The 17,735-nt window shown below is 74.3% G+C and carries 2 protein-coding genes; one reads left to right on the top strand and one right to left on the bottom strand.

Features of this window, described 5'->3' with window-relative positions; genetic code table 11:
* Positions 1–23 precede the first annotated feature (23 nt).
* Positions 24–1,067: a hypothetical protein gene (locus tag CLV28_RS13380; RefSeq protein WP_100423835.1), complete on the top strand. Its 1,044-nt coding sequence runs from the start codon at positions 24–26 to the stop codon at positions 1,065–1,067.
* Here CLV28_RS13380 and CLV28_RS15600 read toward each other — a convergent pair.
* Complete coding sequence (locus tag CLV28_RS15600; RefSeq protein WP_157802648.1) at positions 1,038–17,597, bottom strand: DUF7927 domain-containing protein; 16,560 nt, start codon at positions 17,595–17,597, stop codon at positions 1,038–1,040. The two genes, CLV28_RS13380 and CLV28_RS15600, sit on opposite strands and share 30 nt — an antisense overlap.
* Between the last annotated feature and the right edge of the window lie 138 nt (positions 17,598–17,735).

Raw genomic sequence — 17,735 nt, 5'->3', positions numbered from 1 at the left:
CTCACGCGGGTAGGTTTCGTCGCATGACGACGACACCTGCCACGCAGCCCGTCCCCGCGGCACCCGACGACGCGCCGCAGCGCCCCCGCACGGGGCTGCTGCGGCGCGTCGCGTGCGTCGTGGTCGCGGTGCTCGCCGTCGTCGTGACGATCCTCGCCGTGCCCGCGACGTACGCGAAGGACAACGTCCTCGACACGCGCGGCTACCTGGAGATCGTGCAGCCGCTCGCCGACGACCCGGAGGTGCAGGTCGCGGTGAGCGAGGCCGTGACCGCGCAGGTCATGGAGCAGGTGCCCGTCGACGACGTGGTCGAGGGCGCGCTGAGCGACCTCGCGGGCCGCGAGGTCGTGCCCGACCGCATCACCAACCTCGCGCCGATCCTCGAGAACCAGGTCGAGCAGCTCGTGCGCGCGACGACCGACCGGATCGTGACGTCCGACCAGTTCGCGGCCATCTGGACGGTCGCGAACCGTGCGGGCCACGGCGCGTTCGTGACCGCGCTCGAGGGTCGCGAGGGCGCGGTCGTCGACCTCGACACCGAGGGCTCGGTCACGCTCTCGACCGGCCCCATCCTCGAGAAGGTGCGCGACGCGCTCCTCGACCGGGGCTTCACCGCGGCGCAGGACGTCGACGTCACGGGCCGCACGATCGTCCTGTTCCAGTCCGACGACCTCGCGACCGCGCAGCGCGCCTACGCCGTCGCGCAGCACGTCGTCGCGATCCTGCCGTGGCTCGCCCTCGTGCTCGTCGCGGGCGCCGTCGCGCTCGCGGCCCCGGGCCGGCGCCTGCGGGCGCTCGCCTGGATCGCGGGCGTCGTCGCGCTCGTGATGGCCGCGCTCCAGATCGGGATCGCCCTGACGCAGAGCGTCGCGCTCGGCACCCTCCCGCCGGGCGCGATCGCCGCCGACGCGGCCGCCGTCATCGCGGACGCGTTCCTCGCTCCGCTGCGCGTCGACGTCTGGTGGGTGTTCGGGATCGCCGTGGTCGTGCTCGTGGTCTCGCTCGCCGCTCCCCCGCTGGTCGCCCGCCTGCGGGCCTCACGCCTCGCCGAGCCGGCGGCGGCGTAGCGTCCGCCCCACGAGCACGGTCCCGCCGAGCAGGCACAGCACCGCGATCGCGGCGAGCGCCGCGACGTAGGCGCCCGTGCGGGGCAACGTCCCGCCGACCGTGATCCGCACCGCGTCGCAGGCCAGCCCCGTCGCGGGGTCGGTCCCGTCGGTGCAGCGCGCCGGCGGTGCGACCGGCCCGCACCCGTCGCCCGTGCAGGGCGGTGCGAACGCGACGTTGGTCGCGTCCCGGTCGCCGTCGCCCGTGACGGTCACGGTGTAGGTGATCGTCACGGCGTCGCCCGCGGCGAGCGGCCCCGTCCACACGAGCTGCGGGTCGACGAACGCGAGCCGGCCCGCGGCGTCGCCGTCGACGGTCGCGCGGGCGTCGTCGCCGTAGTCCGCGTCGTCGAGCACGTCGGTCATGTCGTCGACCACGGCCGCGGGGTACGCGTCGTCGAAGTCGGCGTCGCTCGTGTTCGTGGCGACCACGGTGTAGGTCACGACGTCACCCGGCTCGACGCCGTCCGCAGGGCTCGCGGACTTGTCGATCGACAGCGCGGGGGCCAGGACCTCGCTGTGCGTCGAGCACGCGGGGTTGTCGGCCGCGAGCACCGCGGGCAGCGTCGCGGGGATCGCCCCGACCTGCGGGCCCGCGCCGAACGCGCTCATCGACGGGTCGGTCGCGCACACCGACTCGGGCGGGCCGGTGACCGTGTTGTCGAGCTGCCCGTCGCCGCCCGCGGCGACCACGACCGTGTAGGTGAGCGTGACCGACGCGCCCGGCGCGAGCGCGCCCGACCACGCGAGCCCCGTCGCGGACTCCACGAGCGTGCCCGCGGGCTCGCCGGCGTCGTCGACCACGGCCGCGTCGCCGGACGTCGCGTCGTCGAGCACGTCGGACAGGTCGTCCGCGAACGTCGCCGGGTCGTCGGCCGTGTACGCGAACCCGCCCGTGTTGGTCGCGACCACGGTGTACGTCACGACGTCCCCGGGGTAGACCGCGGCCCCGGCGTCCGACGTCTTGGCGAGGTCGAGCGAGCGGACCGGGACGACGACGACGCAGCCGGCCTCGGTCCCGTCGTCGCAGCCCGACTCGGGCGGGCCCGTGACCGCGTTCGTGAGCGTCCCGTCCCCGCGGCCGCGGGGCAGCGCGTCGTCGACCGTGACCGTGTACGTGATCGTCACGGTCTCCCCGACCGCGAGCGGGCCGGACCACGCGAGCACGAGGCCCTCGTACGCGAGCGTCCCCGCAGGGTCACCCGCACCGTCGACCGCGGTCGCGTCGCCCGCGTACGTGGCGTCGTCGAGCACGCCCGCGAGGTCGTCCTCGACCGTCGCCGGGTCGTCGGCCGTGTACGCGTACCCGCCCGCGTTGGTCACGGTCACGGTGTACTCGACGGTCTGCGCCGGCCCGGCCCAGCCGGACGTCGGGGTGCTCGCGGTCTTGACCACGTCGAGCCGCCGCACCTCGGTCGTCGTGCTGCACGCGTCGTCCCCGTCGACCGTGCAGTCGGTCCCGACCGGGCCCGTCACGGCGTTCGTGATGGTCCCGTCCCCGCCCTCGGGCGCCGGGTCGGCCACGACCACGGCGTACGTGATGGTCACGCGCTCCCCGGGCGCGAGGTCGCCCGTCCAGGTCAGGGTCGGGTCGTCGGACGTCGGCCCGGTCAGCGTGCCGGACGTCGCGGCCTCGGTCCCGGCCCAGGTCGCGTCGTCGAGCACGTCGGAGAGGTCGTCGGTCACGACCGCGCGGAGCAGCCCCTCGTACGTGACCGCCCCCGTGTTCTCGGCGACCACGGTGTACGTGACCGTCTGCCCCGGCACGACGCTCGCACCCGCGTCGGAGGTCTTGGAGAGCTCGAGCGCGCGCGGCGGGACGGTCACGACGCAGCCCGCCTCGGCGCCCGTGTCGCAGTTCGACTCGGGCGGGCCCTGCACCGTGTTGACGAGCGCACCGTCGCCGTCGAGCGGGTCGTGCACGAGCACCGCGTACGTGATGGTCAGGGTCTCGCCCGCGGCGAGCGGCCCGGACCACTCGACCACGAGCCCGTCCTCGGGCACGTCCGGGTCGCCCGTGACCGTGAACGTCCCGGCGTCCGGCGGGTCGGTCGAGAGCGAGCCCTCGACGAGGGTCGCGTCGTCGGCGACGTCGTCGAGCGTGTCCCGGACCACGAGCGGCGTGCCGGCGTCGTAGTCCGCGGTGCCCGTGTTGCGCACCGTGATCGTGTACTCGACCGTCTGGCCCGCGACGAGCTCGGTCGCGCCGCCCGCGTCCTTGACGATCTCGACCGCGCGCACGGGCGTCGTTGTGCCGCACGCCGCGTCGCCCGTGACGCAGACGGTCCCCGGGGGGCCCGTGACCGTGTTGACGAGCGACGCGTCGCCGCCCGCGGGGTCGTCGACCGTCACGGGGTCGTCGACCGTCACGGTGTACGTGATCGTGACCTGGGCGCCGGCCGCGAGCGGCCCGGTCCACACGAGGTCGGTGCCGTCCAGCGCCGCCTCGCCCGCATCCCCGCCGCCGTCGGCCGCGACCGTGACGTCCTCGAACGTCGCGTCGTCGAGCACGCCCGCCAGGTCGTCCGTGACCACGAGCGGGTCGTCCGCGGTCCACGCCGCACCGCCCGTGCTGCGGACGACGACCGTGTAGGTCACCGTCCCGCCCGGCAGCGCCTCGGCGGGCGTGGCCGTCTTGGTCAGCTCCGCGGCCCGGACGGCGGTCGTCGTGCTGCACGCCTCGGTCGGGACGCCGTCCTGGCACGTCGCCTCGGGCGGCCCGTCGACCACGTTGGTCAGCACGCCGTCGCCCGCGTCGTCGAACGGGTCGGGGACGACGACCGCGTAGGTGATCGTCACGACCTCGTCGACCGCGAGCGGGCCGGTCCACGTGAGCGTCGGGTCGTCGAACGTCGCGGCCGGCGGGGTCCCCCCGGCCGACGACGTGACCTCGACCGACGCCGGGTCGAACGACGCGTCGTCCGTCACGGCCGACAGGTCGTCGGTGACCGTCGCGAGGGTCCCGCCCTCGTACGCGGCGCCGCCCGTGTTCGTGACCGTGACCGTGTACGTCACGGTGTCGCCCGGCAGCACCTGCGCGCCCGCGTCGGACGTCTTGGCGAGCGCGACCCGGCGCACCGGGGTCGTCGTGGTGCAGCCCTCGCCCGGCTCGTCCGCGTCGGCCGGGCACGTCGACCCGGGCGGGCCCGTCACGACGTTCGTCAGCACGGAGTCGCCGCGCGGGTCGACGCCCGGCGCAGCGACCCCGTCGACCTCGACCGTGTACGTGATCGTCGCCGTCGCACCCGGCGCGAGCGCGCCGGACCACGTGAGCAGGGGCAGGTCGTCGGCGCCGACCGCCCCGGACGACGCGACCGCGCCCGTGAACGTCGCGTCGTCGAGCACCGCGGTGAGGTCGTCCTCGACCTCGGCCGGGTCGGCGTCGGTGTACGCGTACCCGCCCGTGTTCGTGACCGTCAGGGTGTACGTCACGCTCCCGCCCGGCAGCACGGGGCCCGCGGGCTCGGCCGTCTTGAGGATCGCGAGCTCGCGCACCGCGGTGGTCGTGGTGCAGTCCTCGCCCGGCTCGTCCGCGTCGGCCGGGCACGTCGACCCGGGCGGACCGGTCACGACGTTGGTCAGCACGCCGTCGCCCGCGACCGGGTCGTCGACCGTGGCCTCGTACGTGATCGTGACGGTCCCGCCCGCCGCGAGCGGGCCGGACCACGTGACCGGGGCCCCGTCGTCGCCGACCGTGACCGTGCCCGCCGCGTCGCCCGCGGCGTCGACGGCCGTGACCGGGCCGAGCGTCGCGTCGTCGACCACCGCGCCCGTGTCGTCCGTGACCGTCGCGGGGTCGTCGTCCGTGTAGTCGTACCCGCCCGTGTTGGTGACCGTCACGGTGTACGCGACCGTGTCGCCCGGCAGCACGCTCGCCCCCGCGTCGGAGGTCTTGACGACCTCGAGCTGGCGGACCGGCGTCGTGGTCGCGCACGCGGGCTCGCCGCCGCCCGGCGGGCAGCTCGACCCCGGCACGCCGGTCACGACGTTGGTCAGCACGCCGTCGCCCGTGACCGGGTCGTCGACCGTCGCCTCGTAGGTGACCGTCACGATCCCGCCGACCGGGAGCGGCCCGGTCCACGTGAGCTCGCCGCCCGTCGGCCCGCTGAGGGCCCCGACGTCCGCGCCGCCCTCGTCGGTCGCGGACGGCGCCCCGAGCGTCGCGTCGTCGAGCACGCCCGCGAGGTCGTCCGTCAGGACGAACGGCGTCGTGCCGTCGTAGGCCGCCGCGCCCGTGTTGGTGACCGTCACGGTGTACGTGACGACGTCGCCTGGGAGGACCGCGCCCTGCGGCGCGACGGACTTCACGACGTCCGCGGCCTGGACCGGCACCGAGGTCGTGCAGCCCTCGCCGGGCTCGGCGCACGTGCTCTCGGGCGGTCCCGCGACGACGTTCGCGAGGAGCGCGTCGCCGCCCGAGGGCGGGTCGAGCGTGACCGGGTCGACCGTCACCGTGTAGGTGATCGTGACCGTCGCGCCCGCCACGAGCGGACCCGACCACGTGAGGAGCCCGGCGTCCGGGCCGCTCAGCGTGCCGGCGTCCGCGCCGTTCGCGTCGACCGCGGTCGCGCTGCCGAACGTCGCGTCGTCGAGCACGCCCCCGAGGTCGTCGGTGACCGTCGCGGGCGCGTCGTCGGTGTAGTCGACGGCCCCCGAGTTCTCGACCGTCACGGTGTACGTCACGGTGTCGCCGGCGAGCACGACGTCGCCCGCGTCGGAGGTCTTCGTGACGCCGAGCGCGCGCAGCGCCGAGGTCGTGGTGCACGCGGGCGAGTCGCCGCCGGGCGGGCAGGCCGACGTCGCCGGCCCGGTCACGACGTTCGTGAGCACGCCGTCGCCCGTGGGCGCGTCGGACGCGGGCGGCAGGGTCACCGCGTAGGTGATCGTCACGGTCCCGTCGACCGGCACCGGGCCGGTCCAGCGCAGCGGGTCGGGGCCGGTGAACGCCCCCACCGCGACCCCGCCGTCGTCGACGGCCGTCGCGGAGCCCTCGACGTACGTCGCATCGTCGAGCACCGCGGACAGGTCGTCCTCGACCACGGCCGGGTCGTCGTCGGTCCACGCGACGCCGCCCGTGTTGGCGAGCGTCACGGTGTAGGTGATCGTGTCGCCGGGCAGGACGACGGCGCCGGCGTCGGACGCCTTGACGACGTCGAGCGCCCGCACGGGCGTCGTCGTCGTGCACGTCGCCGCCGGGTCCTCGCCGTCGCCCGGGGCCGCGCACGTGCTCTCGGGCGGACCCGTCACGACGTTCGTCAGCACGCCGTCGCCGTCCGGCGGGTCGCCCACCTGCACGACGTAGGTCAGCGTCACGACCCCGTCGACGGGCAGTTCCCCGGTCCAGGTGAGCGTCGTGCCCTCGACCACGAGCTCGCCCGTCGCGCCGCCGGCGTCGGACGAGACGAGCGTCGCGTCGTCGAGCACGTCCGCGAGGTCGTCCGCGACCACGAGCGGGTTGTCGGCGTCGTACGCGAGACCGCCCGTGTTCGTGAGCGTCACGGTGTACGTGACCTCGTCGCCCGGCCCCGCCTCGACCGTGTCGGACGACTTGAGCACCTCGACCGCCCGCAGGCCCGTCGTCGTGGTGCACGCGGGCTCGGTGCCGAGGTCGCACGTCGACTCGGGCGGGCCGGTCACCGCGTTCACGAGCACGCCGTCGCCGCCCGCCGCGGGCGTCGCGGGCAGCGTGACCGTGTACTCGAGCGTGACCGTCTCGCCGACGCCGACCGGGCCCGTCCAGGTCAGGACGCCGTCCGCGTCCGGACCGGTGAACGCGCCGACCTCGCTCCCGTCGCCCCCCACCACGGTCGCGGACGGCGTCCCGAGCGTCGCGTCGTCGAGCACGCGCGAGAGGTCGTCGGTCACGACCGCGAGGTGGTCGTCGTCGTACGGGAAGCCACCCGTGTTCTCGACCGTCACGGTGTACGTCACGGTGTCGCCCGGCACGGCGTCGGCACCGGCGTCCGAGGTCTTCACGATCGTGAGCTGACGCGGCGGGAGGACCGTCATGCAGCCCGGCTCGGTGCCGACGTCGCAGTTCGACTCGGGCGGGCCGGTCACCGAGTTCGTCATGACGCCGTCACCCGTGATCGGGTCGTCGACGAGCACCGCGTACACGAGCTCGACCGACTCCCCGGGCGCGAGCGGGCCGGTCCACGTGAGCACGTCGTCGGCGTCCGGGCCGGAGAACGCACCGACCTCGCCGCCGCCCACGAGCGTCGCGCTCGGGGTGCCGCTCAGCGCCGCGTCGTCGAGGACGGCGGTCAGGTCGTCCCGCACGACGGCCGGCGCCGCGTCGTCGTAGGCGACGGCACCCGTGTTGGTCACGACGACCGTGTACGTCACGAGCGTGCCCGGCACGAGGTCGTCGTCCGGGTCGGACGACTTGGCGATCGTGAGCGCGCGCACCGGGGTCGTCGTCGAGCAGCCGGGCTCGTCGCCGGTCGGGCACGTCGACTCGGGCGGCCCGGTCACGACGTTCGTCAGCTCCGGGTCGGCGTCGGCCGGCCACGGGTCGCTGAGCGTCACGGTGTACGTGATCGTCACGGTCTCGTCGGTCGCGAGCCCGCCCTCCCAGTGCACCGACTGCTCGTCGGTCGTGACCGTGCCGCGCGCGACGCCGTCGACCGTCGCGGTCGCGGCCCCGAGCTGCGCGGCCGGCGTCACGTCGACGAGCGAGTCGTCGATCACGAGCAGGTCGGGCGCCGCGTAGTCGACGCCGCCCGTGTTGGTCGCGGTGAGCGTGTAGGTGATCGTGCCGCCCGGGAGCACCTCGCCCGCAGGGTCCGCGGACTTGGCGATCTCGACCGCGCGGACCGGCGTCGTCGTGGTGCAGCCGTCCTCCGTGCCGTCGTTGCACGTGCTCTCCGGAGGCCCGGTGACGGTGTTGGTCAGCACGCCGTCGCCCGTCAGGGGGTCGTCGACCTCGACCGTGTACGTGATCGTGACCGTCCCGTCGACCGCGATCGGGCCGGTCCAGGTCAGCACCCCGTCGGCGTCGGGGCCGGCCAGGACGCCCGCGTCCGCGCCGTCCGCGTCGACCGCGGTCGCGCTGCCGAACGTCGCGTCGTCGAGCACCGTCGAGAGGTCGTCCGTGACCACGGCGAGGTCGTCCGGGCCCTCGTAGGCCACGCCCCCGGTGTTGGTGAGCGTGACCGTGTAGGTCACCTCGTCGCCGGGAGCGACCGGCCCCGCGGGCGAGGAAGCCTTCTCGATCTCGAGCGCCCGCACGTCGGTCGTCGTGGTGCAGCCGGTCTCGGTCCCGTCGACACAGGTGCTCTCCGGAGGCCCGGTGACCGTGTTCGTGAGCACGCCGTCGCCCTCGACCGGGTCGTCGACAGCCGGGTCGTCGACAGCGACGACGTAGGTGATGACGACCGTCCCGTCGACCGCGATCGGGCCGGTCCACGTGAGCACGCCGTCGTCGTCCGGGCCCGCGAGCACGCCCGAGCCGTCGTCGACCGCCGAGACCAGCGACGCGTCGTCGAGCACCGCGGACAGGTCGTCCGTGACCACCGCGAGGTCGTCCGGACCCTCGTAGGCCACACCACCGGTGTTGGTCAGCGTCACGACGTACGTGACCTCGTCGCCCGGGGTGACCGGCCCCGCGGGCGACGACGTCTTGACGATCTCGAGCGCCCGCACGTCGGTCGTCGTGGTGCAGCCCGTCTCGGTCCCGTCCACGCACGAGCTCTCCGGGGGCCCGGTGACCGTGTTCGTGAGCACGCCGTCGCCCTCGACCGGGTCGTCGACCGCGACCGTGTACGTGATCGTGACGGTGCCGTCGACCGCGATCGGGCCGGTCCAGGTCAGCACCCCGTCGGCGTCCGGGCCGTCGAGGATCCCCGCGTCGGCGCCGTCCGCGTCGACCGCGGACGCGCTGCCGAACGTCGCGTCGTCCAGGACCGCCGAGAGGTCGTCGGTCACGACCGCGAGGTCGTCGGGGCCCTCGTAGGCCACGCCGCCCGTGTTGGTCAGTGTCACGACGTACGTGACCTCGTCGCCCGGGGTGACCGGCCCCGCGGGCGACGACGTCTTCACGATCTCGAGCGCGCGCACGTCGGTCGTCGTGGTGCAGCCGTCCTCGGTGCCGAGGTCGCACGAGCTCTCCGGCGGGCCCGTGACCGTATTCGTCAGGACGCCGTCGCCCGTCAGGGGGTCGTCCACCTCGACGGTGTAGGTGATCGTGACGGTCCCGTCGACCGGGATCGGTCCGGTCCAGGACAGCACCCCGTCGACGTCGGGGCCCGCGAGGATCCCCGCGTCCGCGCCGTCCGCGTCGACCGCGGTCGCGCTACCGAACGTCGCGTCGTCGAGCACCGCGGACAGGTCGTCGGTCACGACCGCGAGGTCGTCGGGAGCCTCGTAGGCCACGCCGCCCGTGTTCGTGAGCGACACGACGTACGTGACCTCGTCGCCCGGCGCGACCGGCCCTGCGGGCGAGGAGACCTTCTCGATCTCGAGGGCGCGCACCAACGTCTCCGTCGTGCAGCCGTCCTCGGTGCCGTCGTCGCACGTGCTCTCCGGGGGCCCGGTGACGGTGTTGGTCAGCACGCCGTCACCCTCGACCGGGTCGTCGACCGCGACCGTGTACGTGATCGTGACGGTCCCGTCGACCGCGATCGGGCCCGTCCAGGTCAGCACCCCGTCGGCGTCGGGGCCGGCCAGGACGCCCGCGTCCGCGTCGTCCGCGTCGACCGCGGACGCGCTGCCGAACGTCGCGTCGTCCAGCACCGCCGACAGGTCGTCGGTCACGACCGCGAGGTCGTCCGGACCCTCGTACGCCACGCCGCCCGTGTTCGTGAGCGTGACCGTGTAGGTGACCTCGTCGCCCGGCGCGACCGGCCCCGCGGGCGACGACGTCTTGGCGATCCCCAGCGCCCGCACCGGGGTCGTCGTGGTGCAGCCGGTCTCGGTGCCGTCGACGCACGTGCTCTCCGGAGGCCCGGTGACCGCGTTGGTGAGCACGCCGTCACCCTCGACCGGGTCGTCGACCTCGACCGTGTACGTGATCGTCACGACCTCGGCCGCGTCGTCCGCGGGCAACGGACCCGTCCACGTGACCGCGCCGTCCGGGCCGGGGCCCGTGAAGATCCCGACCGCGGTCCCGTCGCCCGCGACCGCGGTCGGCGTCCCCACGAGCGTCGCGTCGTCGAGCACGCCCGACAGGTCGTCCGTGACGCGCGCGGGCAGCGGGTCGACGTAGTCGACCCCGCCCGTGTTGGTGACCGTCACGGTGTACGTGACCTGGTCCCCCGGCTGCACGGGTCCCGCCGGCGACGACGTCTTGACGACCGACATCGCCCGGGGCGGCAGGATCACGAAGCAGCCGTCCTGCGTGCCGTCGGGGCACGTCGACTCGGGCGGACCCGTGACCATGTTGACCATGACGCCGTCCGACCCGGAGAGATCGTCGTCGAGCCGCACCTGATAGGTCAGCGTCACGCTCTCGCCGACGTCGAGCGGCCCCGCCCAGGTCAGGTTCGGCGACGAGAAGACCGGCAGGGCCGCGGACGGCGGGTCGACCGTCTCGTTGCCCAGGTACGTCGCCTCGTCGAGCAGCGCCGTCATGTCGTCCGAGATCTCGGCCGGGTCGGCCTCGGTGTACGGTACGGCCCCGGTGTTCGTGACCGTGACCGTGTACGTCACGGTGTCGCCCGGCGTGAGCTCCTCGCCCGCCTCGACCGTGGCGTCGGAGGACTTGGTGATCTCGAGCGTCCGGACGTCGGTCGTCGTGGTGCAGCCGGTCTCGGTGCCGTCGGCGCACGAGCTCTCCGGCGGGCCCGTCACGCTGTTCGCGAGCACCGCGTCGCCCTCGACGGGTGCGTCGACCTGCACGACGTACGTGATCGTGACGGTGCCGTCGACCGCGATCGGGCCCGTCCAGGTGAGTACCCCGTCGGCGTCGGGGCCGTCGAGGATGCCCGCGTCCGCGTCGTCCGCGTCGACCGCTGTCGCGCTGACGAACGTCGCGTCGTCCAGCACCCCCGAGAGGTCGTCGGTCACGACGGCGAGGTCGTCCGGGGCCTCGTACGCCACGCCCCCGGTGTTCGTCAGCGTGACCGTGTACGTCACCTCGTCGCCCGGCGTGACCGGGCCGGCGGGCGACGACGTCTTGACGACGCCCAGCGACCGGACGAGGGTCGTCGTCGTGCAGCCGGCCGTCGGGTCGGCCTCCGGCTCGAGCTCGGGGCACGTGCTCTCGGGCGGGCCCGTGACCGTGTTCGTCAGCACGCCGTCACCCGTCAGAGGGTCGGCGACCTGCACCAGGTACGAGATCGTGACCGTGCCGCCGACGGGGATCGGTCCGGTCCAGGTCAGTACCCCGTCGGCGTCCGGGCCCGCGAGGTTCCCCGCACCACCGGCGTCGGCCGAGACGAACGTCGCGTCGTCGAGCACCGCGGACAGGTCGTCGGTCACGACCGCGAGGTCGTCCGGGGCCTCGTACGCGACCCCGCCGCTGTTCGTCAGCGTGAGCGAGTACGTGACCAGGTCCCCGGGGGCGACCGGCCCCGCGGGCGATGCCGTCTTGCTGACGTCGAGGGCCCGGACCAGGGTCGTCGTGGTGCAGTCGGTCTCGGTCCCGTCGACGCAGGTGCTCTCGGGCGGGCCCGTGACCGTGTTCGTGAGCACGCCGTCACCCGTCAGGGGGTCGTCGACCTCGACGACGTAGGTGATGACGACCGTCCCGTCGACCGGGACCGGGCCGGTCCACGTGAGCACGCCGTCGGCGTCCGGGCCCGCGAGCACGCCCGAGCCGTCGTCCACCGCCGAGACGAACGTCGCGTCGTCGAGCACCGCGGACAGGTCGTCGGTCACGACCGCGAGGTCGTCCGGGCCCTCGTACGCCACGCCACCCGTGTTCTCGACGGTCACCGTGTAGGTGACCTGCTCGCCCCGCTCGACCGGGCCTGCCGGCGACGAGGTCTTGACGATCTCGAGCGCGCGCACGTCGGTCGTCGTGGTGCAGCCGGTCTCGGTCCCGTCCACGCAGGTGCTCTCCGGCGGCCCCGTGACCGTGTTGGTCAGGACCCCGTCGCCCGACACGGGGTCGTCGACGGTCACCGTGTAGGTGATCGTCACGGTCCCGTCGACCGGGACCGGGCCTGTCCACGTGAGCACCCCGTCGGCGTCCGGGCCCGCGAGGATCCCCGCGTCCGCGCCGTCCTCGTCGACCGCGGCCGCGCTGCCGAACGTCGCGTCGTCGACCACCGCCGAGAGGTCGTCGGTCACCACCGCGAGGGCGTCCGGGCCCTCGTACGCCACGCCGCCCGTGTTCTCGACCGTGACCGTGTAGGTGACCTCGTTGCCGGGAGCGACCGGCCCCGCGGGAGACGAGGACTTCTCGATCGCCAGGGCTGCGGTCGGCGCGATCGTGTGCACCGTGTCGCAGTCCTCGTCGCGCTCGGCGCCCGAGAACTCGCAGTTCGACCCCGGAGGCCCGACGAGCGAGTTCGTGAGCGTCCCGTCACCCGTCGGCGGGTCGTCGACCGTGACCTCGTACGTGACCACGATCGTCTGCCCGACGCCGAGCTCTCCCGCCCACGAGATCTGCTGGGGCCCCTCGTCGTACGACAACGTCCCTTGCGTGGGCGACATGCCGAGCGACGACTCGTCGAGCGTCGCGTCGTCGAGCACGTCGGCCAGCAGGTCGTTGACCACCGCAGGCGCGGACGACGTGTACTCGGTCCCGCCCGTGTTGGTGATGATGATCCGGTACCGGATCGTGTCGCCCGGCGCGACGACGCTCCCGTCGGCGGGGTTCGCGGACTTCTCCAGCGTGAGCTCGGAGATGCCCGTGAGCGTCGTGCACGCGTCGTCCCGGGGCTCGCCGCTCGACACGGGCGGGCAGGACGACCCGACCGGGCCCGTCACGACGTTGCGCATCGACCCGTCGCCCGCACCGTCCTCGCCGACGGTCACGCCGTACGTGATCACGAGCGTCGACCCGGCGGCGAGCGCGCCCGACCACTCGATCCCGTCGGTCGAGACCGACAGCCCCTCCTCGGCGGGCGTGGTGCCGTCGACCACGGCCGTGACGGACCCGAGCGCCGCGTCGTCGACGACTGCGCGCAGGTCGTCCGCGACCTCGGCCGGCACCGCGGCCGTGTACGGCAGACCGCCGACGTTGCGGACCGTGAGCACGTACTCGACCACGCTGCCCGGGACCACGGGGGTCGGCGCGTTCACCGCCTTCGAGATCTCGAGCCGCGGCGCGGGGAGCCGGAGCGTCGTCGTGCAGCCCTCCTCGTCGCCCGTCGCGCACGTCGACCCGGGTGCCGTCACGGAGTTCGTGAGCGTGCCGTCGCCCGTGGTCGCGTCGTCGACCGTGACCGTGTACGTGATCGTCACGGTCTCGCCCGGGGTCGTGACCGCGCCCGTGGCGTCACGCACGGGCGCCGCGAGCAGGCCCTCCCAGCCGAGCGAGCTCCCGTCGAGCACCGGGTCCGGCGGGGTCACGCCCGGGTCGGACGACGTCACGACGTACGAGTCCTCGTCGACCGTCGCGTCGTCGAGCACGTCCGTCAGGTCGTCCACGAGCTGCGCCGGGTCGTCGACCGTGTACGGCACGGCCCCGACGTTCTGCACCGTGACCGTGTACGTGACGTCGTCGCCGGGCTCGACCGTGCTGCCGTCGACCGGGTCGGAGGTCTTGGTGACCTCGAGCGCGCGCACCGGCACGGAGGTCGCGCACTCGGGGGCGTCGAGCGTGATGCCCGGGTCGATCACGTACGCGCGCTGCGTCGTGTTCGTCGTCGAGTTGTTGACGATGCCGTAGGCGAAGTAGAGCGTGTCGACGAGCTGGTCGCCGAAGTCGGCGGTGAACCGGGTGCGCGCGTCGTTCCCGGTCGCGTTCGCCAGGTCGCCGTTCGCGACCGCGAACGTCCCGCTGCCGAGCGACTGGCCGTCGGGCGAGACGCCTCCCGTGAAGTCGATCGGCGAGACGCGGTTCCCGGTCGACAGCGAGACCGGTCGCACGTCGGCGCCGTCGAGCGAGCCCGCGACGAACCCGAACTCGCGGTTGCCGGGTTGCCCCACGGTCCCGTCGAGGTCGCCCATGCCGAACCCGTCGCCGGGGCGGAAGGGCTGCGAGAACGTGAGCTGGACGTACAGGTAGTTCCTCGGCCCCGTCGTCGAGAAGTTCTCGATCATGCGCGCCGAGGTCGTCGTGCCGAGCGTCGTGCCGTCCGCGAGCGGGGTGCCCGGCCCGCCGTCGTCCCACGTGGTCCCGGTGAGCGGGTCGAGCACCGCGACGGGACTCGTCGACCGCACCGCTCCCGCGGTGTACGAGACCCGGACCCCGGCGACGCTGAGCGTGCCGCCGGGAGCCGCCGCGAGGTCGTGGATGCGGATCGGGTCGGGCGCGCCCTCGTCGGCGCTGCAGCTCGACGCGGTGGGACCGGTCACCGCGTTGTCGAGCGACGCGTCGCCGCCCGGCGGGGTGCCCGCGACGACCTGGTACGTGATGACCGCGCTCTCGCCGACGTCGAGCGGGCCCTCCCAGCGCAGCCCCGGGAGCGCCGCGTCGTCGACCGTCCCCACGGTCGCGGTCGCGGAGCCCTCGACGTAGTCGGCGTCGTCGAGCACCGCCGAGAGGTCGTCCTCGAACCAGGCCGGGTCCTGCGCCGTCCACGCGGTGTCGCCGTCGTTCGTGACCGTGACGGTGTAGGTCGCGGTCTCGCCCGCGAGCACCTCGTCGGACGGGTCGACGGTCTTGGAGATCGCGAGGTACGGGTTCGCGACCGTCACGGCGTAGTCCTCGACCTCGCCCTGCCCCCCGTCGCCCGTCGGCGAGGGCGACGCGACCGTGCCGGCGAAGAGCCGGACGCGCGCGTACGCGCCGTCGGAGACCGCGGTCGCGGGCAGGGTCACGTCGTAGGTCGCGGTGCCCGACGACGCGGGGACCGTGACCACGACGGGGGCGGCCCCGAACGTCCCCGTGCCCGTCGCGTCGAGCCACACCGCGAGGGTCGCGGGCTGGTCGGTGTCGTTCGTGACCGTGACGGGCACGGTCGTCGCCTCGCCGGGCACGATCGCGAGCGGCGCCGCGAGCGCGTCCTCGTCGTCGATCCCGCCGTCGACGTCGGCGTCGCGCGCGTCGTCGCCCAGCGCGTCGGCGCCGGGGACGCCCTCGGGCTCGACGTCGATCGTCGCGCCGAGCATGAGCGGGGCGGTGTGCGCGACGGCGTCGTAGTCGGGCACCCAGTGCCGCGCCCCGTCGGTGCCGAACGCGGTCCCGTACGAGTCGGGGGCGTCGCCGAGGTCGGTCGGGAGCGTGAACGCGCACGCGGTCCCGTCGTGGTTCGCGGTCTGGCCCAGCGACGCGCCGTACGCGACGAACTCCGCGGGTGCCGTGGCGTCGTCCAGGGCGACGCGCCACACCTGCCCCGAGAACGACGCCTGCCCGTACAGGTACCCGTCGCGGTCGATCCAGGTCGCGCTGAACTGCCGCCCCGCGTTGTTGACCACGGCGGGGTTCCCGTTCGGCGCCGTCAGCAGGCCGAGGTTCCGCCCGGTCAGCGCCCCCGACGCCGGGTCGACCGTGTTCAGGTACACGGACTGGTTGGACGTGTGCGCGCCGAACGAGCGCAGCAGGCCCGCCGCGGGGTCGTACGAGAGGTCCTCCCCGATCTGGACGTTCGCGTTGACGCCCGAGAGCGGACCGCCCGCGACGAGCTGCAGGTAGGTGGCGGACGTCGGGTCGACGTCGATCCCGTAGAACCAGCCCGCGCCCTGCGCGGCGGAGCGCACGTACAGCACGCCGTCGGGGCTCACGTCACCCGCGCGCAGCAGGACCGTGAAGCCCGTGGTCGAGATGCCCGTCGGGTTGGTGGGCACGCCGAGCGGGGTCACGGTCGCGAGGTCGGCCGAGATGCGCACGACCTGCGGCGCGGGGCTCCCATCCATCCGGAGCCCGTAGAAGCTGCCGTCGACCGGGTTGAACCCGAGCGCGTCGACGCCCGCGGGCACCGACCCGAGCGCGTCGACGGCCCCGACGGGCAGGTCGACGCCCTGCACCGACGTCGGTCCGGTGGGCGTCCCGGTGGCCGCCGAGGAGTCCCAGCGCGTGACCGCCGCGGGGCACGTCGACGGCTCGAGGTCGACGAACGTGATCTCGGCGTCGGCCGGCGCGAGCAGGCCGTCGACCGTGACGTCGTCGACCTGGTTGACGAACGTGCCCGCGACGGGCGAGGTCACGTCGACCGTCACGGTGCACGACGCGACGTCGCCCAGGTCGCCCGAGACGTCGATGCCGCCCGCGCCGTCCGCGACCACGTCGACCGCCCCGCAGGTCGTGGTGAAGCGCGGCGACCCGCCGTCCGTGACGACCTCGAGACCGCCCGGCATCGCGTCGGAGAAGCTCCAGCCCGGCTTGGGCCCGGAGGGCTGCGTCGGGTCCGCGAGGTCGTACGTGTTGGTCACCGTGAACACGACGCGCGCGGTCGACCCGGCGTACCACGCGCCGTCCGCGGCCGGGCCCGGCGCGAACGTCTTGTCGAGCTGCGGCGTCTGGTCCTGCAGCAGGAGGTTGTCGAACGCCGCGTCGTTGCCCGTGCCGTTGCCCTGCCGGTTGTCGAGGCGCAGGCCCAGGGTGCTGCCCGTGGCCCGCACGGGCAGGTCGCCCACGAACGTGCCCACGCGCGACATCCAGCTGGTGTTCGTGTCGGCGCCGTACTGGACGCCGTACTGGGTGCACGTGCTGACCGCCCCCGAGAACAGGGGCGCCGCGACCCCGGTCGACTGCACGAGGTAGAGCTGCGGGTTCGCGACGCTCGTGCCGGCGATGGTGCACGACTTCACGGCCTCGTCGACCGACGCCTGGTAGAAGTGCCCGGGGACGACGTCGATCGGCCGGGTCGTGCGCAGCTGTGTCCCCGCTCCCGCGTTGCCGAACGTCAGTGCGGCGACACCCCGGTTCGCGACCGCGGACGGCGTCGGGTACCCCGCCGCCGCGAGCGCCGCGGCGTACGGGTGGTCCGGCTGGTTCTGCCAGCGGCCGAGGTCCTGCACGAGCGAGCGGAGCTGGTTCCAGTACGCGCTCGCGCTGTTCGCCCCGGTCCCGGCAGCGGTCCCCCGGCAGCTCGCGACGGTCTGCGCGTTCGGGATCGCGACCTGCGAGAACGAGTTGGTGACCGTGGTGTCGGCGCTCAGGATCGCCCCGTTGCAGAACGGTCCGTTCCACGACGCTCCCGCGGTGTAGGTCATGCCGTCGGTGCCGACGAATCCGGGCTGCACGGCGCCGTTCGACAGCGTGTAGTCGGCGACCGTCTGCACGAACGTCGAGGTGTTCGGGCCGTTGGGCGTCGTGGCCTGGAAGCCCTCGTAGAACACGATCTCGGGCGCGGCCATGGTGCCGGGCGACCCGGGTGCGGCGTCGGCGCTCGGGACCACGGTGGGGGCGAGCGCGGCGGGCGCGAGCACGGGGGCGACCACGAGGCCCGACGTCAGCACGAGCGCCCCGGCGACCGCTCCCGCGACGGACCGGCTCACGCGGGGAGCCACGGCGTCCCGCACGCGAGCGGACGGCGCGCGCCGTCCTGCCCAGCGTGTGCTCCGTCTCGTCACGTCGCTCCTCGGCCGTGCGGTGCCGGGTGCGTGCGGGCCGTCGGTGGTGCTGGACGATCCGAC

Source organism: Sediminihabitans luteus, from assembly GCF_002797595.1.
Lineage (GTDB): Bacteria > Actinomycetota > Actinomycetes > Actinomycetales > Cellulomonadaceae > Paraoerskovia > Paraoerskovia lutea.
Note: the sequence above shows the minus strand (reverse complement) of the source record. Positions and strands in the feature narration are given on the sequence as shown.